The organism is Streptococcus sanguinis, from assembly GCF_900475275.1.
Classification (GTDB): domain Bacteria; phylum Bacillota; class Bacilli; order Lactobacillales; family Streptococcaceae; genus Streptococcus; species Streptococcus sanguinis_N.
In genome coordinates this window covers 212,922-234,866 of the sequence record NZ_LS483364.1, presented here as the reverse complement: position 1 = coordinate 234,866, position 21,945 = coordinate 212,922, and the positions used below count along the sequence as shown (strand labels likewise).

General features: G+C 40.2%; 28 protein-coding genes. 5 read left to right on the top strand and 23 right to left on the bottom strand.

Features of this window, described 5'->3' with window-relative positions; genetic code table 11:
- Positions 1 to 63: 63 nt before the first annotated feature.
- The 10 genes from DQM55_RS01295 to DQM55_RS01255 form a co-directional block, all read right to left on the bottom strand.
- Positions 64 to 843, bottom strand: coding sequence for an alpha/beta hydrolase (locus tag DQM55_RS01295; RefSeq protein ID WP_111675225.1), 780 nt, complete (start codon positions 841 to 843; stop codon positions 64 to 66).
- A 74-nt stretch (positions 844 to 917) separates the two neighbouring features.
- Positions 918 to 2,585 (bottom strand): ribonuclease J, encoded by a 1,668-nt coding sequence (locus DQM55_RS01290; protein ID WP_111675224.1) that lies wholly within the window; start codon positions 2,583 to 2,585, stop codon positions 918 to 920.
- Between the two features lie 264 nt (positions 2,586 to 2,849).
- Positions 2,850 to 3,011, bottom strand: a complete 162-nt coding sequence (locus DQM55_RS11710) for a hypothetical protein (protein ID WP_172454696.1) — start codon at positions 3,009 to 3,011, stop codon at positions 2,850 to 2,852.
- 221 nt (positions 3,012 to 3,232) lie between these two features.
- Positions 3,233 to 3,373 carry a hypothetical protein gene (locus DQM55_RS11705; protein ID WP_172454695.1) on the bottom strand — a complete coding sequence of 47 codons (141 nt, stop codon included), beginning with the start codon at positions 3,371 to 3,373 and terminating at the stop codon, positions 3,233 to 3,235.
- Between the two features lie 21 nt (positions 3,374 to 3,394).
- Entirely contained in the window at positions 3,395 to 4,096 is a 702-nt protein-coding gene (locus tag DQM55_RS01280; protein WP_111675223.1) for a hypothetical protein, read from the bottom strand.
- A 1,119-nt stretch (positions 4,097 to 5,215) separates the two neighbouring features.
- A complete protein-coding gene (locus DQM55_RS01275; protein ID WP_002899152.1) occupies positions 5,216 to 5,419 on the bottom strand; it encodes a CsbD family protein in 204 nt (67 codons plus the stop codon).
- A 75-nt stretch (positions 5,420 to 5,494) separates the two neighbouring features.
- On the bottom strand, positions 5,495 to 6,085 hold the full coding sequence (locus tag DQM55_RS01270; protein ID WP_111675222.1) for an Asp23/Gls24 family envelope stress response protein: 591 nt from the start codon (positions 6,083 to 6,085) through the stop codon (positions 5,495 to 5,497).
- A gap of 17 nt (positions 6,086 to 6,102) precedes the next feature.
- Positions 6,103 to 6,273 carry a DUF2273 domain-containing protein gene (locus DQM55_RS01265; protein WP_002899156.1) on the bottom strand — a complete coding sequence of 57 codons (171 nt, stop codon included), beginning with the start codon at positions 6,271 to 6,273 and terminating at the stop codon, positions 6,103 to 6,105.
- Between the two features lie 11 nt (positions 6,274 to 6,284).
- On the bottom strand, positions 6,285 to 6,866 hold the full coding sequence (gene amaP, locus DQM55_RS01260) for an alkaline shock response membrane anchor protein AmaP (RefSeq protein ID WP_002893930.1): 582 nt from the start codon (positions 6,864 to 6,866) through the stop codon (positions 6,285 to 6,287).
- Between the two features lie 55 nt (positions 6,867 to 6,921).
- The gene (locus DQM55_RS01255) at positions 6,922 to 7,161 is read right to left on the bottom strand and encodes a GlsB/YeaQ/YmgE family stress response membrane protein (RefSeq protein WP_111675221.1); all 240 of its coding nucleotides are present in this window, start codon (positions 7,159 to 7,161) and stop codon (positions 6,922 to 6,924) included.
- Positions 7,162 to 7,454: 293 nt separating this feature from the next.
- On the opposite strand from DQM55_RS01255, the gene DQM55_RS01250 reads away from it, so the two are divergent.
- Positions 7,455 to 8,936 (top strand): M protein trans-acting positive regulator PRD domain-containing protein, encoded by a 1,482-nt coding sequence (locus DQM55_RS01250; protein ID WP_111675220.1) that lies wholly within the window; start codon positions 7,455 to 7,457, stop codon positions 8,934 to 8,936.
- A 150-nt stretch (positions 8,937 to 9,086) separates the two neighbouring features.
- Here DQM55_RS01250 and DQM55_RS01245 read toward each other — a convergent pair whose 3' ends face one another.
- The 13 genes from DQM55_RS01245 to DQM55_RS01185 all read right to left on the bottom strand — a co-directional run bounded on the left by DQM55_RS01245 (position 9,087) and on the right by DQM55_RS01185 (position 20,292).
- On the bottom strand, positions 9,087 to 9,845 hold the full coding sequence (locus DQM55_RS01245; protein ID WP_111675219.1) for an ABC transporter ATP-binding protein: 759 nt from the start codon (positions 9,843 to 9,845) through the stop codon (positions 9,087 to 9,089).
- Positions 9,842 to 10,708 (bottom strand): ABC transporter permease, encoded by an 867-nt coding sequence (locus DQM55_RS01240; RefSeq protein WP_002899165.1) that lies wholly within the window; start codon positions 10,706 to 10,708, stop codon positions 9,842 to 9,844. Before DQM55_RS01240 ends, DQM55_RS01245 begins: the two co-directional genes overlap by 4 nt.
- Positions 10,709 to 10,805: 97 nt before the next feature.
- The gene (locus DQM55_RS01235; RefSeq protein ID WP_111675218.1) at positions 10,806 to 11,303 is read right to left on the bottom strand and encodes a beta-class carbonic anhydrase; all 498 of its coding nucleotides are present in this window, start codon (positions 11,301 to 11,303) and stop codon (positions 10,806 to 10,808) included.
- Between the two features lie 163 nt (positions 11,304 to 11,466).
- Positions 11,467 to 11,952, bottom strand: a complete 486-nt coding sequence (locus DQM55_RS01230) for a GNAT family N-acetyltransferase (RefSeq protein WP_002893940.1) — start codon at positions 11,950 to 11,952, stop codon at positions 11,467 to 11,469.
- 288 nt (positions 11,953 to 12,240) lie between these two features.
- Positions 12,241 to 12,936: a TIGR00266 family protein gene (locus DQM55_RS01225; RefSeq protein WP_002893942.1), complete on the bottom strand. Its 696-nt coding sequence runs from the start codon at positions 12,934 to 12,936 to the stop codon at positions 12,241 to 12,243.
- A gap of 113 nt (positions 12,937 to 13,049) precedes the next feature.
- Positions 13,050 to 13,766: a TIGR00266 family protein gene (locus DQM55_RS01220; protein ID WP_111675217.1), complete on the bottom strand. Its 717-nt coding sequence runs from the start codon at positions 13,764 to 13,766 to the stop codon at positions 13,050 to 13,052.
- Between the two features lie 116 nt (positions 13,767 to 13,882).
- Entirely contained in the window at positions 13,883 to 15,250 is a 1,368-nt protein-coding gene (radA, locus tag DQM55_RS01215) for a DNA repair protein RadA (protein ID WP_111675216.1), read from the bottom strand.
- A gap of 5 nt (positions 15,251 to 15,255) precedes the next feature.
- Positions 15,256 to 15,888 (bottom strand): methyltransferase domain-containing protein, encoded by a 633-nt coding sequence (locus DQM55_RS01210; protein WP_111675215.1) that lies wholly within the window; start codon positions 15,886 to 15,888, stop codon positions 15,256 to 15,258.
- A 51-nt stretch (positions 15,889 to 15,939) separates the two neighbouring features.
- Complete coding sequence (locus DQM55_RS01205) at positions 15,940 to 16,455, bottom strand: histidine phosphatase family protein (protein WP_111675214.1); 516 nt, start codon at positions 16,453 to 16,455, stop codon at positions 15,940 to 15,942.
- A gap of 1 nt (position 16,456) precedes the next feature.
- Complete coding sequence (locus DQM55_RS01200) at positions 16,457 to 16,903, bottom strand: dUTP diphosphatase (RefSeq protein WP_111675213.1); 447 nt, start codon at positions 16,901 to 16,903, stop codon at positions 16,457 to 16,459.
- Between the two features lie 94 nt (positions 16,904 to 16,997).
- Positions 16,998 to 18,143, bottom strand: coding sequence for a tyrosine-type recombinase/integrase (locus tag DQM55_RS01195; RefSeq protein ID WP_111675212.1), 1,146 nt, complete (start codon positions 18,141 to 18,143; stop codon positions 16,998 to 17,000).
- A gap of 337 nt (positions 18,144 to 18,480) precedes the next feature.
- Positions 18,481 to 19,458 carry an Abi family protein gene (locus DQM55_RS01190; protein ID WP_111675211.1) on the bottom strand — a complete coding sequence of 326 codons (978 nt, stop codon included), beginning with the start codon at positions 19,456 to 19,458 and terminating at the stop codon, positions 18,481 to 18,483.
- A 195-nt stretch (positions 19,459 to 19,653) separates the two neighbouring features.
- Complete coding sequence (locus tag DQM55_RS01185; protein ID WP_111675210.1) at positions 19,654 to 20,292, bottom strand: helix-turn-helix domain-containing protein; 639 nt, start codon at positions 20,290 to 20,292, stop codon at positions 19,654 to 19,656.
- A 141-nt stretch (positions 20,293 to 20,433) separates the two neighbouring features.
- Here DQM55_RS01185 and DQM55_RS01180 point away from each other — a divergent pair, with 141 nt between their 5' ends.
- The 4 genes from DQM55_RS01180 to DQM55_RS11855 all read left to right on the top strand — a co-directional run bounded on the left by DQM55_RS01180 (position 20,434) and on the right by DQM55_RS11855 (position 21,941).
- On the top strand, positions 20,434 to 20,619 hold the full coding sequence (locus DQM55_RS01180) for a hypothetical protein (protein ID WP_111675209.1): 186 nt from the start codon (positions 20,434 to 20,436) through the stop codon (positions 20,617 to 20,619).
- Positions 20,620 to 20,874: 255 nt separating this feature from the next.
- Entirely contained in the window at positions 20,875 to 21,282 is a 408-nt protein-coding gene (locus DQM55_RS01175) for a DUF1492 domain-containing protein (protein WP_111675208.1), read from the top strand.
- Positions 21,283 to 21,521: 239 nt separating this feature from the next.
- A complete protein-coding gene (locus DQM55_RS01165) occupies positions 21,522 to 21,782 on the top strand; it encodes a hypothetical protein (RefSeq protein WP_111675206.1) in 261 nt (86 codons plus the stop codon).
- A 24-nt stretch (positions 21,783 to 21,806) separates the two neighbouring features.
- Complete coding sequence (locus tag DQM55_RS11855) at positions 21,807 to 21,941, top strand: hypothetical protein (protein WP_255297061.1); 135 nt, start codon at positions 21,807 to 21,809, stop codon at positions 21,939 to 21,941.
- The last annotated feature ends 4 nt before the right edge of the window (positions 21,942 to 21,945 follow it).

Sequence of the window (21,945 nt, the reverse complement as noted above, 5' to 3'; positions counted from 1 at the left end):
CGATTCTCAAACGTAATCATTATATCATACTCTGAGATCATAATACGACTTTACAGTCTATTTTTACGACAGGCGCTCTTCCAGCTGGAAGTCGATAGGAAGCCAGGCCAGTACATTCTCCATCTGCTTTTCCCAGTAATACCACTCATGCTTACCTGGACTGTGGCTGTAAGTAATCTCCAAGCCTAAGTCTTGCAGGTTTTTCACCGCCTCCTGATTGGCCTTATAGAGAAAATCCTCTTCGCCACACCATGCCCAAAGCTTAGTCTTTTTATCAGATTGCTTGGCTATACTCTCCAGCGAATGAGGGCTTCTGGTCCAGTCTTTATAGTCTCCAAAAACTCCTCGCCAATAGGCTGGCGTTGCCATTTCAGCATTATCTGGGCGAGCATCAAGAAAACTCAAAGCGCCAGAAAGACTAGCCGCGTATGAAAAGCGGTTAGACTTGAGAGCCAGCTTAAAGGCCCCGTATCCACCCATGGAAAGACCAGCGATAAAATTCTTTTCCCGCTTATCCGACATATTTGGGAAAAAGCGCTTGAGCACCCGAGGCAGCTCCTCAGCGATGGCTTCGTAATAGTTAAAGCCGTACTGAGTATCGGTGTACCAGCCGTTGCTGGTATTAGGCATGACAACAATCAAGTTGGTCGAGCGAACCAGACGCTCAATATTTGAGCGCTTGAGCCAGCTATTGTGATTCCCGTTCATACCATGAAGCAAGTACAAAACAGGAATGTCCTTATCATCCGGCTTGTCCACACGAGCTGCGTCTGGATAGAGGATATTGACACCCCATTCCATCTCCAAAGCCTCAGAATAATACTCTATTTTCATCACTGCCATTCGCATTTCTCCTTCGTATCTTCCTGACAAGAAAAAGCCGAAACCCGACTTTTCTTGTATTTGTGTTGAGATTTTTACCGCACTTCCATAACAACCGGCAAAATAGCTGGGCGACGCTTGGTTTGATCAAAGAGATATTTGGCCAGACTGTCACGGACAGCACCCTTCAGCTCACCCCAGTCAAAGCTATCCTGCGCCAGATAGTCTTCCACGGTTTTATTGATAATGTCAGAGCTTTCACGCAAAATATCTCTGCTCTTCTTGACATAGACAAATCCACGGGTGTGTACTTTAGCCTTGGAAATGATTTTCTTTTCCTTCCGGTTAACTGTGAGTGCCACGATGAAAATACCATCTTCAGACAAGACCTTGCGGTCGCGCAGGACAATATTGCCTACATCGCCAATCGCATTCCCATCAATCATGACATCTCCTGCTGACACAGCACCAGCAGGCACAAAATCACCATGGTCATATTCCATGATGCTACCTCGCTTAGGAATGAAGATATTTTCCGGCAGCATGCCAACTTCCATGGCAGCCTTGGCATGAGCATCCAAGCCGCGGTACTCACCCTGAATCGGGAAGAGGTACTTAGGCTGCAACAGATTAATCATGAGTTGCAAATCACGCGCATTCCCGTGACCCGAAACCCGCAGGTTTTGGGTAATCAGCTTGACAATGCCCCCCGCCTGATAAATCATATTTTCCACGCGAGCTACGACCGCTTCCTTGGCAATTGACGGCGTCGTTACAATGTAAATCAAATCGCCTTCCTTGATTTCCACATAGCGGTGACGGCCGATTGACATCTTGCGCAGACCATTGATAGGCTCACCCATCCGGCCAGTCTCCAAGATAATCAGCTCATGATCTTCAAACTTAGACATTTCCTTGGGCTTGATCAAGAGGCGTTCGTCCACCAAGGACAGCTTCTTGAGGCGGATAGCCGTACGAACGATGTTTTCAACATCAAAGCCTGTCAAAACCACTCGGCGGCCAGTCTCTGCAGCTGCATCAAAGACCTGCTGAATACGAGACAAGTTGCTGGCAACCGCCGCAACAATCACGCGGCCATCCCAGTCAGCAATCGTATCTTCGATTTCCTTGCCAACCTCGCTCTCACTAGCCACCTGAACGCTACTGTCTGCATTGGCTGAATCACTGAGCAAGGCCAGAACGCCCTCGCGGCCAATCTCAGCCAGACGGCCAAAGTCTGTCGCATAGGACGGGCTGGCAGACTGGTCAAACTTGAAATCACCTGTATAAACGATACTGCCTTTTCTGGTCTTGATGACAACTCCCAAACTCTCAGGAATCGAGTGAGTCGTCCGGAAGAAGGAAACCACTGTTTTGCCAAATTCAATCTCAGTATTCTCATCAATCACATGGAAATCGTTGAATTTCTTAACTGCATCGTTATTTTTAACAAAAAGCTTGGCCAGCTCAATCGTCAATTCTGATCCGAAAACGGGCACCTTAGCATCTGCCAAAAGATTAGGCAGAGCACCAATCGCATCCGCGTGTCCGTGCGTCAGAAAGACACCGGCAATCCGCTTCTTGTTTTCAAACAAATAGTCCATGTTGGGAACGACATAATCCACACCCAACTGCTCATTTTCTGGGTACTTCAGCCCAACATCCAATACAAAAATGGAATCATCCACTTCGGCAACATAGAGGTTTTTACCATTTTCACGTACGCCGCCCAAAGCAATCAGTTTAATATTGCTCTTGCTCATTTTTTCTCCTATTCAATTTTCAGAATCTCACTTTTATCAAAGATTCTTTATTTTATTACTAACGGTCCTTGGCTAGCCAAGTCGAATTACAGTCTTGCAAACCTTAGGTTTGCATATCTAACCTATTATAGCATTTTTTCATGTTTTTTCAAAACAAAGAAAAATTGTTTTTCCATTGTCACTTAGAATGGAGCTATTTTTCTAACCACGAAAAAACACACTGACAGCAAAAAAGAAACAGCCGCAAACTGTCTCTTTTTAGGGTTAGGCTTTGCCAGTCAGATTAAAACGGACAAAATAAACCATCATCGCCGCTGTAACCAAGAAAGCCAGCCCGACCGTTGCCAGAGCATGAGCAGAAAAGAACAGCAGGCTAGCTATCAAGCTTAGAATCGGAAGCGCTACCTCTATAAGCAGAAACCTCATTGAGAATCTACGTTCTAGCTTATTACAAGGAGTTTAGGGCAGAAGGACAGACAGGGGGAGAAATTTTCATTTCCGAAATACTCGGAAAGCCCAATCAACTTCTACCCAAAAGTGATAATGTCCAGAAGAAACAGCCGCTCAATCAAATGAGGAAAATCGATGGGGCTGAGATCAGCCGAAACAAAATCATGATTGGGATTACTGAGAAAGCCGGGCAGGATTTAGATCGCCAAAATTCCAATCACTGCTCCCCAAAGACTGATATGGCAAGGAAAGATCAGAGGCAGAAAGAGGCAGGCCGTACAAATGACATAGTCGGCTTCATAGTCAAACAGTTGGTGGCGGCATTTTGTTTTTTTCATATCTACTCTCTTTCCTGAATCCTAAAATCGATTAACCCGTATAGCCAAGCGCTGGTAGAAAAAGAGCCAGCAGTCTGCAAGAAAATTAAGGCCCAGCACAATGTAGAGGCCGCGAAGATTTTCCTTAGCATAGACCGCGCTAGCGTAAATCAGTTCCTGACCACCTAAGTGATAATTCAACAAGTCCATCTCTTCTAAATAAATAAGCTTACTCCAAAATTCACTGCCTAGATAAACTAACAGAATATAATTTGCTACTCTGATTACTGGATACAGATATGATGCCAAATAGTAATGTGCATGCTTTTGAAGATGCCAGCGTCTCAGCCATTCTCGTCTATCAAGCTGAGGTCCTGCAAGAATAAAAGTAAGGACGGCCGCTGTCTCTACAACATCTTTGAAGGGATAGAAGCTCCATTTGAGAATAGGCTCAAAAGAATCAATACCTGTAATCCCGTAGCTTTTAATCACTAAACTATCCAAGAATTGATAATTGAAGATAATGAATAACATTAAAAATAATATTAAAAACAAGAAAAAGAAATAACCTGTTTTCCACCTTAAAAATCTTTTATACTTCCGACTCCGCCGAATTATCTGCAGCTTGAAATTGGGATTATTCGGTATATTCTCCGCAATAGGCTCACCGCAGGCCGGGCAGATGACATAGTCGGCCTCATAGTCAAACAGCCAATGCCGACATTTTTCTTTTTTCAGCTTCATTTTCTCTTTACCTTTCCAAAAACCCGAATATCAAGCTGTATGATATTCGGGTTTCTCACCTTTTATTGGCTCACTTGGTCTTGCAAATTGCTTATCACCAGTCAACACCATAGTATCGGAGCATCCGCTTGCTGACCCGCATGCCATTGTACTGAATCAGCGAAATCCAGCGGTATTTGTCAATCAAATCTTTAAACACCATTCTGCGACTGCTCCGCAAAGACAATCTGACTTGGCAAGACACCGCTCAAAGAAAAAAACAGAAACAAAAGATACACTTGAACTTTTCTTATAATTGGCATAATCATACCTTCCTAATAATGAAAAGCAATGATGACGCTAAAAAAACAGCTCCTATAACAACCTCTCTTCTAACTGCTGATTGTTTTCCAATCATCATTCCTAATATAAATATATACCGAAAACCCTTTCTTGTCAACGGTATCTTATACTTGCAAAGTATAAGAAAACAGCCCCCAGAGGGCTTTCATCCCAGATACACGGCATGCCAATCGTAGCAAAAAACGACCTCTAGCTTTACTCGGCTAGAGGTCTGGTTTACTTCGCTGGTATGAGAGCAATCAGTTCATCCAAGGTGTAACTGAATAACAATTTTTTTGATTTATTGTTTTTATTATTTTTTATAAACTTTTAATTCCTTCAACCGCTAATGATTTTCTTTTTATCTTAGCATTGGAAATCTCTATAACATAATAAAGCACTATTGATTGAATTCTCGAAGTTTGAAAACCATCTAAAAGCTTCTACTTTCTATACTATCGTTACAATCAGGCAAGCTAAGCAGGCCTGTCTGACAATTCAACCAATATGTCAAGTAAAGCAACTACTTATGTATCACAAACAACTATACCAACAAAGTAAACTTAAAAGCGAATGAATTTGGTTTCCTTTCTTCCTATTTCCTTAACTCTATTATAGTACTCTACTCAGTTTTTTGCAAGCGTTTACACCCAAGAAGCTAAGAAATATTTTTTCTATCAAGTGTACAAGCAAAAAGGAAAGGAGACCCTAAAATGAGGTCTCCTTTAGACTGTAGATAATTTTTATCAGTGACTATAGCTAACAAAGACTTTTTATAAGGAAAATCAACTATTGGTTTTATTTATCGTCTTTTTTAACCATATTTTTAACGCCTTCGATTGCGCCTTCAACAGCATCTTTGGCATCTACTGCAACTTCTTTGACTTTAGAAACTACTTTTTCAGCAGCTCCTTCTTTTTCTGTTTTTTTATCACCAGTTAATTTGCCAAGGCCTTCTTTAACAGAACCTTTAGCTTGGTTGAATTTTTCTTCTGTAGACATAATGATACCTCCGTTATTAGTTTCAATTTTTAAAGAAATGAAAGAATATAAGAATTCCTAATCTTAGTTAGAGAATTAACGAACGCGAGCTTTTTCATTTGATGCAGCGTCTTTAACAGCCTCTACACCATCGCCAACTTTTTCTTGAACAGCTGAGAAACCACCGCTAATGCCAGATTTTGCTTTTTCGAATTGCTCTGAAGCAAATTCGCCTGTTGATTCAGCAACATCTGTCACTCGGTCTTGAAGGCTTACTGAATCCGCTTCGTGTTGTTCTTTCGTTTTAATATCAACAACATTGACATTTACTTCAACAACTTCCAAATCAGTCATCTTAGAAACTTCTTCTGCAACGACTTTCTTGATTTCTTTGTATAAAGCTGGAACATTCTTTTGATATTCTGCAACCACATTCAGGTCAACAGCTACTTGTTCTTTACCAACTTCAACATTGACACCATGAGTGACATTGTCAGAGTTGACCAATTTATCTTTTATGTTAGAGAAGAAGCCACCGTCAACAGCCAGCAAACCTGAAACTTTCTCTAAAGAGAGACCGATAATTTTTTGAATGACCTTATCATCGTAAGTCAATTCACCTTTTACTTCGTGAACTTCTTGGGTAACTTCTTTTTTTGCAACATCTTTAACATCTTTATTTGACATGTTAAACTCCTTTATTCTTATTTAAATATATTTTTGTTTTGAATATAATATCCGATTCCTGCCCCTAGAGTAGCGCAAATCAAGACAAATAGAGTCTTAAAGAAGCCAAAGGATAGGATAAAACACGCTAGAATAATGCCTGCTAATCCAGACAAGATTGGATATTGATATTTTTTAAACCATTCCATTTTTTACTTCCTTACTTTACACGACTAGTAGTTTTTTTAGCCGCTTCTTTTGGCTTGAAGTCTGAGACAGAGATTTTAAGCTTGACATTATGATTGATTCCGAAGAATTCTGTCAATCCAGACGCAATTTCTTCTTGAATCAACTGACTTCTCTTGATGATGTTTTCCGAAGGAACAATTGCCCCTTTAACAGAAACCATGCATTTGTTTTTACGGCTATTTACTGAAACTGTAGGATCTTTAATTAAACCGTGTTCTGTTAATAGACTACGAACAAACCCTTCAATGGCTGAATTTTTCAGCATCAGTTTCCCATCCGCATCAGCTAGCTGAATTTCCAAACGTCTCTTAGGATAAAAAGCTATCACTAACATCAGTAGTAAGATTAAGCTTGCTAAAACCACAGTGCCCCAGAAAACATACCTAGAAAGATAGTAGCCCACAAAAGGAATCTGCTTCCAAGTGAATAACTTCCAACTAAATAACTGGAGCCCCAGACCGCTGACTTTATGAAAGTCTAGCAAAACAGGAATCAAAATTGTCAAGATTAAAATACAGAAAATGAGGGAAAGTATTTTTCTTGATTTTGACATATTGAATCCTCACATCATTAAATTTTAAATTGTATTTTGAAAGTAAAAAGACAATTTATGCCTTTTTACCCAAAATAAATGACACAACAGCTACTACAATAACTGCACCAATGATAGAAGGAAGCAAGGCCATACCAGCCAAACTAGGACCCCAAGTTCCCAAAAGTGACTGACCGACAGCAGAACCAACTAAACCTGCAACAACGTTTGCAATAACACCCATTGAGCCGCCTTTTTTAGTGATTGATCCAGCAATAAGACCAATAACACCTCCAACAATAATAGACCAAAGCATATTGATTCTCCTTTCTAATTTTTTCTAAATCAAAATTGTTTAATAATATTTTTTACTATTATTTTTTGATTAACATAATTATATAATTTTCCAACTTGGAAACATAATAATTCAACTTGGTTTTCTTTCCGTTTATCTGTACTATAGATACGCAAAGATAAGAATTCCTTGTTCTATAGGCTTTTATCAGCATTTTTAGATATATTTTAGAGTTGTTAAACGAGGTTAAATGCATAAAATATGGTATAATTGCCTGATAATAAAAACACTATATAAAGAAAGATAATATTTTAATGCGAGAATTACTGTCTAAAAAGAGCCACAGGCAATTAGAACTATTAGAACTACTATTTAAAAACAAACGCTGGTTTCATATTTCTGAACTGGCTGAACTATTGAATTGTACAGAACGTTCAGTAAAAGATGATTTATCTCATGTCAAGTCTGCGTTCCCTCAATTGATTTTTCACTCTTCTACTAATGGCATACGTATCATTAATACCGATGATAGTGATATTGAGATGGTCTATCACCATTTTTTTAAGCATTCAACCCATTTTTCAATTTTAGAATTCATCTTCTTTAATGAAGGATATGAAACTGAGAGTCTTTGTAAAGAGTTTTATATAAGTTCTTCATCACTCTATCGTATAATCAGTCATATTAACAAAATTATAAAAAAACAATATAATTTTAAAATTAGTCTCAATCCTGCTCGGATTATTGGAGATGAGATTGATATCCGTTATTTTTTTGCACAATATTTTTCGGAAAAATATTATTTTTTTGAATGGCCCTTTACAGATTTTTCAGTAGAACCTTTGTGTAAGCTGTTAGCACTGGTCTATAAAGAAACTGCATTTCCTGTCAATTTCGCAACTCAACGAATGTTAAAATTGCTCCTCGTTACGAATTTATATCGAATAAAGTTTGGTCATTTCTTGGAAGTTGAGAAAGATTCTTTTAACAATCAATTGTTAGAATCTTTCATGCAGGCAGAAGGAATCGAAGACATTGTAGCGAGCTTTGATTCTGAATATCATATCTCTTTGAATAAAGAAGTGATAGGCCAACTATTTGTCTCCTATTTTCAAAAAATGTTTTTCATTGATGAAAATCTATTTATGAGCTGTGCAAAAACAGACAGCTATGTAAAAAATTCGTATCAATTATTAAGTGATTTAATTGATCAGATAGAAAGCAAATATAATCTAAAAATAGACAATAATGACAATCTTATTTGGCATTTGCATAATACATCACATCTGCACCGCCAGGAACTATCTACAGAGTTTATTCTATTTGATCAAAAAGGGAATACAATCAAGAACTTTCAAAATATTTTCCCTCAATTTGTTTCAGATATTAAAAAAGGGATTGAACATTATCTAGAGACTTTGGATATCCATAGCACACCAATGAAAGTCAACCATCTATCCTATACTTTTATCACTCACAGCAAACATTTAGTGCTGAACCTTTTACAAAATCAGCCTAAATTAAAAGTTTTAGTCATGAGTAATTTTGATCAGTATCATGCAAGATCAGTAGCAGAGACACTTTCTTATTATTGCAGTAATAATTTTGAACTTGAAGTTTGGAATAAATTAGAATTATCAATCGATTCTTTAAAAGAATCACCTTACGATATCATCATTTCTAATTTTGTTATTCCTCCCATTGAGAACAAGAGACTGATTTATTCCAATAATATTAATACGGTCGCGCTCATCTCCTTACTTAACGCAATGATGTTTATTCGCTTAGATGAGTGATTTAGACTATTTTGATAACAAAAAAACCGCAATCTAGCGGTTTTTATTAATCTATGAGTGCCTTTTGAACATTAATTGTCTAACTTTGTGGGAGCAGTACATTATTTAGTACATATTCTTTTTCTTGTTTTTACAAAACTCTGAGAAAGCCTATTCAAACAAGCCATAGTAGTCTGCGATGGTCATCTTGGCTTTCTCGTCTTTATTTAAGTCCTGAATAATCTGCCCGTCTTTCATAACGATTAGTCGGTTGCCGTATTTGAGGGCATCCTCCATGTGATGTGTAATCATAAGGGCTGTGAGGCGGTCACGATTGACAAATTCATTGGTCAGCTCCATCAAGGCTACACTGGTCTTGGGATCCAGTGCTGCAGTATGCTCATCCAGAAGCAAAAGCTCTGGTCGCTTGAGCGTTGCCATGAGCAGACTCAAAGCCTGTCTTTGCCCGCCAGAAAGAAATTCAATCGGTGTATCCAGATGCTTGTCCAGGCCATTGCCGATTTTCTCAATCGTCGCCTGAAACTCTTCCCTATAACTGTTGAGCCCACGGGGCGCCAAGCCACGCTTTTCACCTCGGAATTTGGCAATAAGAAGATTTTCCGCCACTGTCATGCGCGGAGCTGTTCCCATCTTAGGATCCTGAAAGACACGAGACAGGTACTTGGCCCGCTTTTCTGGTGAAAAATGAGTGACATTTTCCCCCAAGATATGAATGCTGCCGCTGGTTAAAGGGAGAGTGCCAGCAATGACATTGAACAGGGTTGACTTTCCTGCACCGTTTCCGCCTAAAATCGTAATAAAATCATGCTCATGAATGTCTAAAGAAACATCATTTAGGATGATTTTTTCTTCATCAAAGCCGCTCTTTACAAGCTTGGTTGCATTTCTTAATTCTACAATCGCTGTCATTTGCTTAACTTGGCTCCTTTAAAGAATTTATTTTTCAGGGTCGGAATCATGAGACAGACGGCCAGAATCACCGCACTGTAAAGACGGAGATAGTTGGTATTAAAGCCGAGAGCAATGACACCCCAGATCAAGAACTGATAGGCAATCGCACCAACTACAATGGTAATCAGCCGCTCTGCCAAGGTCAGACTATGAAAGAGCACTTCGCCAATGATAAGACTGGCCAGACCGACTACAATCACTCCAATCCCACGGGAAACATCTGCATAGCCTTCCTGCTGGGCAATCAGCGCCCCAGCCAGAGCAATCAAGCCATTAGACAGAATCAGTCCCATCAACTCCATACGGCCAGTATTGATCCCAAAACTGCGAGCCATGTCCGGATTATCTCCAGTCGCGATATAAGCCTGCCCTAGCTTAGTATCCAAGAAAAAGAGCAGGGCTGCAATCACTAGGCTGACAAAAATCAAACCAGTCAAGAGGTCATTGACTTCCCCTGAAAAGGGCAGAATATCCTGAATTTTACTGCTGCCTAAAAGCCCCAGATTGGCACGGCCCATCAGCATCAGCATGATAGAGTGGCAGGAGGTCATGACCAAAATCCCAGAAAGCAAAGTCGGAATTTTCCCCTTGGTATAGAGCAGACCTGTCACGGCACCCGCAGCACAGCCCGCTAAAACGGCTGCTGCTGTTGCCAGAAAAGGATTGACTCCTTTGGTAATCAAGGTAACAGCCACCGCCCCGCCCAAGGGGAAGGAGCCTTCTGTCGTCATATCAGGAAAACCCAGAATCCGGAAGGTCATAAAAATACCTAGACCTAGGACGGCCCAAACCAGTCCCTGAGAAATAATGGAAAGAATCATAACATTGTCCTAACTAATTAAAATCGTTTCTCTATTTTAACATAAAAAAGGAGCCAATTTCAATGCTGATGCGCAGACAAAGAAATTGACTTCCCAACTATTCCTCAACAACTGTCATTCGACCAGTATCTACATCATAAACCGCACCTGAGATTTTTACATCAGCTGGGATTAGCGGTGACTGCCGCAGCAAGGCCATATCCTCGCGCACACTTTCCTCTACATCTGTAAAGGGCAAAAAATCCTGTTCACTAACATCGACACCTAGCTCTTTATGAAGATAGGCCGTAAAATCTTCATTCTTAAAGGTCTGTGCCCCGCAGTCTGTATGATGCAAAACCACGATTTCCCGCGTTCCTAGCTGCTGCTGAGAGATGACCAGTGAGCGAATCATGTCCTCCGTCACCCGACCACCGGCATTTCGCAAGATATGGGCATCTCCTAGTGCCAGTCCCAGAGCCTGAGCTACGTGGAGCCTAGAGTCCATGCAGGTCACAATAGCTACCTTGGTTTTGGGATTAATGGGCAGATGTGCCGTTCCATGCAAATCTACATAAGCTTGATTGGCCTTCATAAAGTTTTCAAAATATGACATTTTGACTCCTGACTAATTATATTATTTGATGTTCAAACGAATTAACCTTATCATACTAGGTTTTGGCTTTAGAACTTCCCTAACTTCAAAAAAGAGAGAACCTATATGAACTGCTCTCTGTGCTAGCTTTTATCACCCACTACAGTTGACAAAGAGCCGTGAGTTATAACTTCTTAAAGTAGCGAGCAACGGGCCATTGTTCAAAACCAAAGTTCTCATAGGTTTTACGAGCCGGTGCATGACCTAGATCACCACCCGTCTCAACCATGACCATTTCCATTCCTTTTTGTTTAATCTGATCACAAGCATAGGTCATGAGCGCTTTTCCAATACCTTGACGCTGATATCTTGGAGCAACAGCTAGGATATAAATCTCACCCATCTTATCCTCAGGGTGCAAGCGAATGTGAATCCATCCTACTAATTCTTCCTCCAGAAAAGCTAACCAGGCAAACTGACTCTCTTCATTTAAGACTGCTGTTAGATCATTGATTTGCCTTTTTTCCCACCCTTGAGGATAAAAATTATCATAAACAAACTTAGGAACTCCTTTTTCCATTTTTGGAAAAACTGGAGACCAAGCTTGAATTGATAATTCTAAAACAGCCTCTTTATCCAATTTCTGATAAGGTTTTATAGTAATTGTCACTTTATTCTCCTAACGTTTCTTTAATCCGCCAAAAATGCCACGAACGAGTTCGCATCCGATGGTGCTAACAGCTAAATCATAAAGGCGGCCGTTGCCTTTTCAAGGCTTGATTGGCCTTCATAAAGTTTTCAAAATATGACATTCTTCCCCTTGCTGGTACTTTGATATTCAAATAATTTTATATTATCTTACCATCTTTTCTGCTATCTGTCAGTTCTCGACTTTGTTACAAAAAATAGGACAGTCAAATCCAGCATCTAGACTGGTCTTCTGTCCTAGTTTTATTTGTTATGAGCTTCTTGGGATATACTTGCTGAGTGAGCCTGCAAAGGTTTGAAGATTGAGACTTTGCACATAGACTTCACCAGTACCTTGGAAGGTGTTGACCACTCCTTCTCCCGTTCCAATAGACTGCCAGAAACCATTTTCCAGATGGATATTATAATTCAAAGATTGGCTCCAAGCTACTACATGGGCATTGTCAATAGTCACTTCTTGGTTATGAAGCTCAATTTTCTTAATAGAACCAAAGGCATTAGCCAAAAGAGTGCCCTGTCCTTGGGTCGTCATAACGAAGAGACCGCCTTGACCGCCAAAGAGAGCCTTGCCAACAGACTGACGCTCCATGGTATAGTAAGCCGTACCATCAAGAGCCAGAAAGGCACCGTCATTCAGCCGATATTGCTTTTCGCCTAGCTGAAGAGGAATGACTTGACCAGGAGCATCTGGCGCCAAAGCAAGGTAGCCATTATCAGACTGGGCAACAGCCTGAGTAATAAAGGTACTTTCACCAGAAACCATCGAACGCCCCACAGCCTTGACAAAACGTCCCAAGCCAGAACCGCTTGCATTGAGCTGGGTATTCAGGGTCACATTCGGCGTGTGGTAGACCATGCTGCCACGCTGGATAAAGACGGTTTCTCCTTGATTGAGCGACAACTCAACCAAAGGAAACTGCATATTACTGTCCATAGAAAATCGCATAAGAAATGCCTCCTTCTTATTATGACTTGATTATAACATTTTCCTATATTTTGAACAAAGGAAAACTGAAGCATCAAAAAAGAAGAGACTGCCTGAGTCTCTCCTAGAAATTTTCAAGAATTGTCAATATTCAGGTGTGGGCGAAGAACATTTGCAAAGGTTTCAATATTGAGACTTTGGATGTAAATTTCCCCAGTTCCATAGAAGGTATTAACCACTCCTTCACCAGTCCCCATGGACTGCCAGAAACCATTTTCTAAATGAATATCATATTCCAACTCTCGACTCCATGCTACTACGTGAGCATTGTCAATCGTTATCCTATCATTATGCAGCTCGACCTTTTGAATCGAGCCAAAGGAATTTACCAAGAGTGTTCCCTGACCTTGGGTACTCATCACATAAAAGCCCCCTTGGCCACCAAAGAGAGCTCGACCTACCGACTGCCTCTCCAAAGTATAAGAGGCAGAACCATCCATAGCCAGAAAAGCTCCATCATTAAGGCGGTATTGCTTTTCGCCTAGTTCCAGAGCAACAATCTGACCAGGTACATTAGGCGCTAAGGCTAGACGACCGTTATTTGATTGAGCAGTTGCTTCAGTGATAAACACTCCTTCGCCAGAAGCCATAGAACGGCCCACAGCTTGGATTGCCTTGCCAAAGATTGATTGAGACTCTGCATTCACTTTGGCATTCAAGATAACGTTGGGAGTGTGATATATCATGCTCCCGGTCTGAATACGAACAGACTCTGATGCATCTAAGGCAATCTCCGCCAAGGGAAATTGAGCATTGTTGGTAATAGAAACATTCATACGATGATCTACCATGGTTGATTATCCTCCTAAAAAATCTGGAAAAACAACTTATAGGAAATTCCAGATAAATCCTAATTTTTCTAGCAATATTATAGCACGCACAACAACTTTTCGCAATACTACTTTAATCAGGAAAACACTTTCTTTAAGACTTCCCCAATCGTCGTCACACCAATGACTTGGATATTGTCTGGAACTTTGAGGCCGTTCAGAGAGTTTTTAGGAGCGTAGACTTTGGTGAAACCCAGCTTTGCTGCTTCGTTGATGCGCTGCTCGATGCGATTGACTCGACGGATTTCACCAGTCAGGCCAATTTCACCGATAAAGCACTCTTGAGGATTGGTAGGCAGATCCTTGTAGCTGGAAGCAATGGCGACCGCTACTGCCAAATCAATGGCTGGCTCATCTAGCTTGACACCACCAGCTGATTTGAGGTAGGCGTCTTGATTTTGCAGGAGGAGCCCTGCCCGTTTTTCCAGAACCGCCATGATAAGGCTGGCTCGGTTAAAGTCCAGTCCAGTCGTGGTTCGCTTGGCATTGCCGAACATGGTCGGTGTCACCAAAGCCTGCACCTCAGCTAAAATCGGCCTCGTTCCTTCCATGGTCACAACGATAGAAGAACCTGTCGCGCCATCCAGACGCTCTTCCAGAAAGACTTCACTGGGGTTGATAACCTCAACTAGCCCACCAGACTGCATCTCAAAAATACCAATCTCATTGGTAGAGCCAAAGCGGTTTTTAACTGCCCGTAAAATACGGAAAGTGTGCTGACGTTCGCCCTCAAAATAAAGCACGGTGTCCACCATATGCTCCAAAGTTCGTGGGCCAGCTAAGGTTCCTTCCTTGGTCATGTGACCAACGATAAAGGTCGCAATATTATTGGTCTTGGCCAGCTGCATGAGCTCAGCTGTCACCTCTCGAACCTGAGAAACAGAACCTTGAACACTGGAAATTTCCGGCGACATCACTGTCTGAATGGAGTCAATAATCAGAAAATCTGGCTTGATTTTCTCAATCTCCGTGCGGATATTTTGCATATTGGTCTCGGCATAGAGATAAAACTCACTGTCAATATCACCGAGTCGCTCCGCCCGCAGCTTAATCTGTTCAGCCGATTCCTCCCCGCTGACATAAAGGACGGTGCCCTGATGAGAAAGTTGAGTGGATACCTGTAGAAGCAAGGTGGACTTCCCGATACCGGGATCCCCGCCAATCAGGACCAAACTGCCAGGCACTACGCCACCACCCAGCACACGGTTGAACTCATCCATTTCTGTCTTGGTTCGGTTGACATCAATCGAAGTGACCTCAGCCAGCTTCATGGGCCGGGTCTTTTCACCTGTCAAGGAAACACGAGCATGCTTGACTTCTACAGCCTCTACTTCCTCAACGAAAGAAGACCAAGAGCCGCAGTTAGGACAGCGACCTAGATACTTGGGCGAATGATATTCACAATTTTGACAGACAAAGGTCGTTTTTTTCTTAGCGATGGTGATTCTCCTTATTTTCTAATAATCCAAACAAAAGTAGATAAGACCTGACACACTTGCTCTATATTGGTAAAACCAGCCTCTTCTAGCAAGCCTGCAACTTCTTGAGGCGAGAGGGAATTCATCAAACCAGCTTGATTCTCATAAGTACGCTGAACTTGTTGCTGATTGGCTCCTAGCTCTGAAGCAAGTGTTTTCCAATAGCCCAGTTGCTGGTTGGAAAAAAAGCTAAGAATCAGAAGGCCATCTTCACTTAAAGAATCATAAATTTTTCGAAGAAAAAAGCTGGGATTTTCAACAAACTGCAACACTAGCAAGCAAGAACAAATCTGATAAGCAGAAGGCAGCACTGCTTCTTCAAACCGACTATTAAGATACTCCGCTTGAGGCAGATGAACCTGTCTTTTAAGCTCTTGTAGCATCGCCTCGCTTGGCTCCACAACCGTCAACCCTGCCTTAGGAAATAAGGATGCCAAACCATTCAGCTCATCCGTCTGGCTTGCCAAAGCTAACACCTTATCGACTTTTAAACTGGGTGCTAACCTGAGCAATACTCCTCGGAAAATCACATCTAGCATCACATCATAGCCTGGAATTTTCTGACGAATTTCTGTTGAATAGTCCTTGTTCTTAAATTCTTTCATATTTCTTTTATCTCTAAATCCTTTTGTTAAGATTCTTTTTACAACGAAACATTAAAACTTCAGTTCACATTCAACAAACTGGCAAAAATCAATCTGCTGATCAGCTACAAACTGGCGGATGAGCATGCGATGGGCTACAAGAGCTACCGTCTCGTATTCTCTGTATTTACTTAGGGTACGCACAAAGCGGTCTTTCATCTGCTCAGCTGTCTCATACCAGACAGGACTTCCTGAAGGAAGTGAGCCTTTATTTTCAAAAAACAGCTTCCGAGCCTGCTCAAACTTTTCTGTCCCACTTTCATATACCTGCCATTCATGTAGAAAAGGCTCCACAAAAAGCGGTAGTTGGCGGTTTCGAATCAGATAGGAAGCCGTCTCCAAAGCCCGCGTCACAGAAGAGGAGATCAGAATTTCCGCCTGTTCCAGCAAAGGATTAGAAGCGGCCTCTGTCGCCATCCGACGACCAGCAGCCGACAAGGGAGCCAAATCTAGTCCAAAGCCAGTATAACCAGCCTCTTCCAAAAGTGAATAATCTGGCTCTCCGTGGCGTATAAAAATGATTTTCATACTAATGCCCTGTCGACCCAAATCCACCGGTCCGCACACCTTCTGCTTCATCTCCATCCGCAATCAAAAATGGTGCAAAGACAGCCTGAACCACACGTTCCCCAACTTCGAGGACGACTTCCTGATTTGTGATGTTTTTCATCTGAGCAAAGATATGCCCTTCGTTTCCGGGATTGCCATAGTAGTCGCCGTCAATGACCCCAACGGAGTTAATCAAGACCAGGCCTTTTTTACGAGGGTTGGACGAGCGGTCGTAAAGATAGAGCACCTCGCCCGGCTGCATATAGGCCTTGACACCAGTCGGAACCAACTTAATCTCCCCTGGCGCAACGAGGGTACGCTCTGCCACTTTCAAATCGTAGCCCGCTGCGTGAGCCGTCTCTCTCTTGGGCAACAAATCTTCATTTGTAAAGCTGGAAACCAGCTCGAATCCGCGAATTTTCGTCATATTTTCTTTTATTATCCTTTCAAACGTTGATTTAATAAGGTTTATAACCTTTGTAAGTAAGTTGTTTTATAAATTTGTTCACCTTTTTGTGGACTTATAGACTATTTATAGCTTTTTCATAATATGAAACAGCCTCTTTCTCTTTGTCCTTGGATAGGTGACTATACACATCTAAGGTCATGGATATATTAGAATGTCCTAACCTATATTGCAACTCCTTGTAGCTGATACCAGCATTCAGCAATAAACTAGCATGAGTATGGCGGAAAGCGTGACAAGTAAATCGTGGGATGCCCAATGTCTCGCAACGCTTGTCAATAATCTGCTGGAGAGAATGCCTTGGCAGATAATCTCTAACCGTAGTGGCAAAGACAACAGACGGAGCTTGAGCCCCCACTTCTAAGAACATTAGGCGCTGACGATTCTGATATTGCCTCAGCATCAGCGTAGTTTTGGGATCTATGCTTATCTTTCGAGTACCTGCTTTTGTCTTTGTTTCCCCTATCATCCGAATTTCTTGGCTGTAGGTTTTACTGATTGTGATTGTCTTTTCCTTTAGGTCAATATCCGACCATTCCAGGGCTGCTAGCTCTCCAATACGGCAGCCTGTGGCCAGTAGCAACTTAAAGACCACAAAGCGGTAATAATGCTTGTAGCTCTTTGTAGATAGCTTTTCAGCATAATCGATAAACATCTTTAAATCATCCGGATCTATGAACTTGACTGTTTCTCTGCCTTTCTTTTGCTTCTTAGGCAGAATCACATCACGTCCAGGGTTAGACGTCAGCAGCTGCAATGTTACGCCATGCTGCAGTATTCTCCTGTTAATTGAGTTAATCTCCTTGAAATTTACAAGATTATGGGCCAGATTGTTTATAAACTCCTGAATACTGCTAGGCGTTATCTTGTCTATCTTCATACTCCCAAACTCAGGGATAAGATGATGATTAACCTGCCTCCTGGTCACAGCAAATGTTTGCGGCCTAACTGTCAGCCTGTGACTTTCTAGCCATAGGGCAGCAAGCTCTTTGTAGGTCTTGACCTGTACCGTCTTTTTGACTGTCGAACCATTAGATTTAAAATCAAACTGCGCTTGCTGGGCTTTACTCTTGACCTCTTTCCTTGTCCGTCCAGTGATACTTGTCTTTACTTTCTTACCAGTAACCTTGTCAACTCCTAGGTAGACGCTAGCTCGGTAAACGGTAGTGCCGTTTTTCTTTTTGACTTCAGTAATTTTCATTAGTTCCCCTTTCTTTTCATCAGCAGGCAAGCCGTAAGGGTTTTAAGAAAGGGTTAAATGGATCCAGGGCGTTGTAGAATGCCCTAGAATTCGTTTTGATAAGTTAGTCGGTATAATCTGTCCAGAAAAAGAAAAACAAGGCTTAAATCAGCTTATATGAGCTTTGAAAAAAGCGTACCATCTTAAAAGATGATACGTTTTCCCATTTTAACCCTTATTTGTATCGATATACAAACCTAGAGCAGTGTAACCTTGGTAGGCTTCTTTTACATTGAGAAAATAATATCACTTTTTAATGGTTTTAACAACTTAGTTTCAAGAAAATTATTACAAGAAGCTACTGTAGCAACTTTTTTGATTGGTGCCAATTATTTGGAAATCCTAATGTTTGCAAAATAAAATTTGTTTGAACTGAATTATTTCTTTTTGAAAGATAGTTATCTAGATAGTTCATTCTCTTAAGCAAGGTATTATGTAAAATAGCGTATTGGGTTTTACTTAAGAAACATTGTAAAGTCAAAAAAGTATTATAAACATCACTTTTGGGGGCATTAGAGGGGATATTGTATTTATCATGCAGAGGTGGGAAATATAAAAGATTATTTCTACATTTAAAATCCAGTAATCGTGAATCATGCGCACAAATATTTCTAATTTCAAAAATATTTTCAATAAATGAGAGCAATACCCTTCCTGTAAAATGCGCCGTGATTGGTAATTTCTCGGATATAAAGGAATAGTGACGTTTAGCTATCTTATTCTGAATGCTTGGTAAGTATTTTATAACTAATTTTAACTCACCAAAAGTTAGGTATTCAACCATTACCCAAAACGGGACTCCATCGTGATTGTTCTTATGATTCTTAATAGGGTTGTTTCCAGGTAATCGAGTATGTTTAGAAATAATTTTTTTAAAGCGTTTTGTTAAAAAAGCTACATCCTTGAATTGTCGTTTATCTTTAGCATTGTATGTGTAGAAAGACTCACTAAGATAACCTAAAGGATCATCTCTGTACTTTTCGGTCAAAGTATAGGCAGTGATTGATTTTAAATGTTTTTCAGCTTCTAAAGTTGCTTTCAAAAATGCAAATTTTATTTCTCTATCTAAAAAATATAAAGTTGAAATATCGTCAAAATTTGTATTAGGGTAATATTTATTGGTTGATTTCCAAAAGTAGCGACTATAACCATTGATGATCGAATAATAGTTGTTAGTCATTAAATAAAGTTTGTTACTTTGGTACTGAGTTAATGTAAGATCCCTAGAGTGTAGTATTTCAAGTTGTTCATGTATATTTTTGAATGGTCGAACCAAAAAAAGACACCTCCTTGGAGATGCCTTCCGCAGTCAGGGCCCGTAGGTTTTCCTGATAGCTATTTCTTAAGTATCTCCATTTTATGATATTGTTTACCTTTTGTCAACGATTTTACTTGACTTCGTGAATTTTTCTAAAATAATGTGAAGAAAAATTTACTTTTTAAAAATCAAGTGTCACGAAATCTTTTATTCTTAGTCATTTTTCTTACTGAAACTATTTTCGTATAAGGTAGTAACCAGATTCATAATACTATCTTGCTCATTTATCGACAAAGTCAAAAATTGCGAGAGAAATTCTTGATAGATAATAGGTAATTCAGCTAGAGCCTTATAAACTCCGTTAACCCATTCATTTAAGGACTCATCAGATATAGTATCAACATCCTCTACTTCTTCCTCGAGTTGCTTTATAATTGCTTTTTTTATTTGTTTTTCAAATAATTCAATGTTATCTGTTTCGTTAAATAGAGAAAAAACAAATTTACCAGAGTTTACTTTACTTATTTCAAATTCATCAATGACGTCTTTAAAGTTAGAATGTGATTGGATTAATTTCTTAATGTTTTCAGAACTCTCTAAAGCATCTTTTTCTATCTCATAAAATTTTTCATAGCCAAGTAGATACCCCACACTAACCTCGAAGTAATCTGCTAACTGTTGAGCTTTCTCTGGTTTGATGGCATGTTTATTATTTTCCCAATTAGATATAACCATCTTTGATACTAGCTTTTCGTTTTCACTTACCCCTTTATTTAATTCTGTTGCAAGTTTATCTTGTGTTATTCCTTTTTTTATTCTTAGTTCCTTAAGTCTGTTTTTTATTGTTGGCATCTTATCACCTCAGTTAAATTATAACTACTAAGAAACCTTTTGTAAAGTTTTTTTTTATTATCTATTGACAAGTAAAGAAAAACATTATATACTTAGCTCAAGTAAAGAAATTCTTTACAAACAGGAAAGGAGAAGAATATATTGCTTATCACCTCAACTCAAGCAAAAGCAATACGCCGAAAGCAAGCGGATAAAAAATTAACTGCTAAGCAAACTAGCGAAGAAATAGGTATCAATCCTATTACATACAAAAAAATTCGAGATGGCGGAGAAGTAAAACCTTGCATTTACCAAAAAGCCATGGAATGGCTAGCAGAAGATTATTAGAAAGGAGCTTACAGCACTAATACAATTAGGCTGAATAAGTCTAGAAGCAACAAAAAAAGGCTTGACGCAGCAACCAACTGACAAGCCTTTCACACTAAGATATTCAAACACTTACTAGCAGGCAAGCCGTAAGGGTTTTAAGAATACTTTTTATACTTAGATTATACCAAAAAGGGATATCAAATGCAACCGCTCAGAGAGGCGACTCTATAAACTGCCGATAAAGACCAAAAGAAAGAGATAAGGATAATCAACATGACTAAAACACCATTTACACAAGGAGACCTAGCCCAGCTTTGGCAAGACGAAGGCCTGATCACTATGGACATTCTTAGAAAGCGACTACCAGACTGGACCGACAGACAGATAAAAGTTCGCTTGAACAACTGGAAAGCTCGTAAGGCTATAGCTTTCACCATGAAGAACAAGGAAATTGTCAGTTTTGAGCTTTTGAGAAACAAGAAGCAGGAAGAAGAACAGACATCAGGCGGCCGCAAGCTAAAGTTAGAAGATTATTACAAGCAAGTAATGGCTACTCGTGAGATTATCGAAAAGAAGACCGCTAGTGACACCAACCGCCTCAAAGCTATCCAGCTGCAGCAGCAAGCACTGAACGAAATTCCTGATCATATCTATAAAGAACTCGCAGAAATTTTTGCATGAGGGCAAAACAAATGATACAAGAAATTGATATGACACCAGACCAAGCAATCGTCTTTGTCTCACTACTACTATTCCTAATCTGGAAGCTATGGCATCTAAACAGCTCTCAGAGCTCACTAGAGCGCTTTAGAGTGACAGAAAGCTCTCAGACGGAAGAAAGCACCACCGACAAACTAACCCCCGAATATGGGGCATATATCCAACTTGCAGGACGCAAGTACAACTAAAGGAGCAAAAACATGAAACTACAAACATTTTCAGATAAAGCAAAAAAACGGACTTTCACTTACGACTTTTTAGATCATGATGCTGCACAAGCAGGTGGCCATGCTCTAATGGGCTACATGATTGGAAACTATGCCCAGCCAGTGATTGAACTGACATACAGAAACAACGGACAGCTTACTGCTGTATATGTCGAGGACAATGACTTAATTGACGTATTTAATCGAATTTGCGACAGCTTCCAGGACTTCCAAACGGTAAGCACTAGCCATTAGAAATAGCTAGGAGAGGTAAAAATTATGGAAATTTCAATCTTTGACCACAACAAACTAAATCGTAATGCTTTTTACGTTAAAGAGCTAGATGTGCTTTTTGTAGCAGATACAGTAAACGAAGAAGAAAAGCAAACCCTTATCCGACAACTCGGAAAATAAGTAC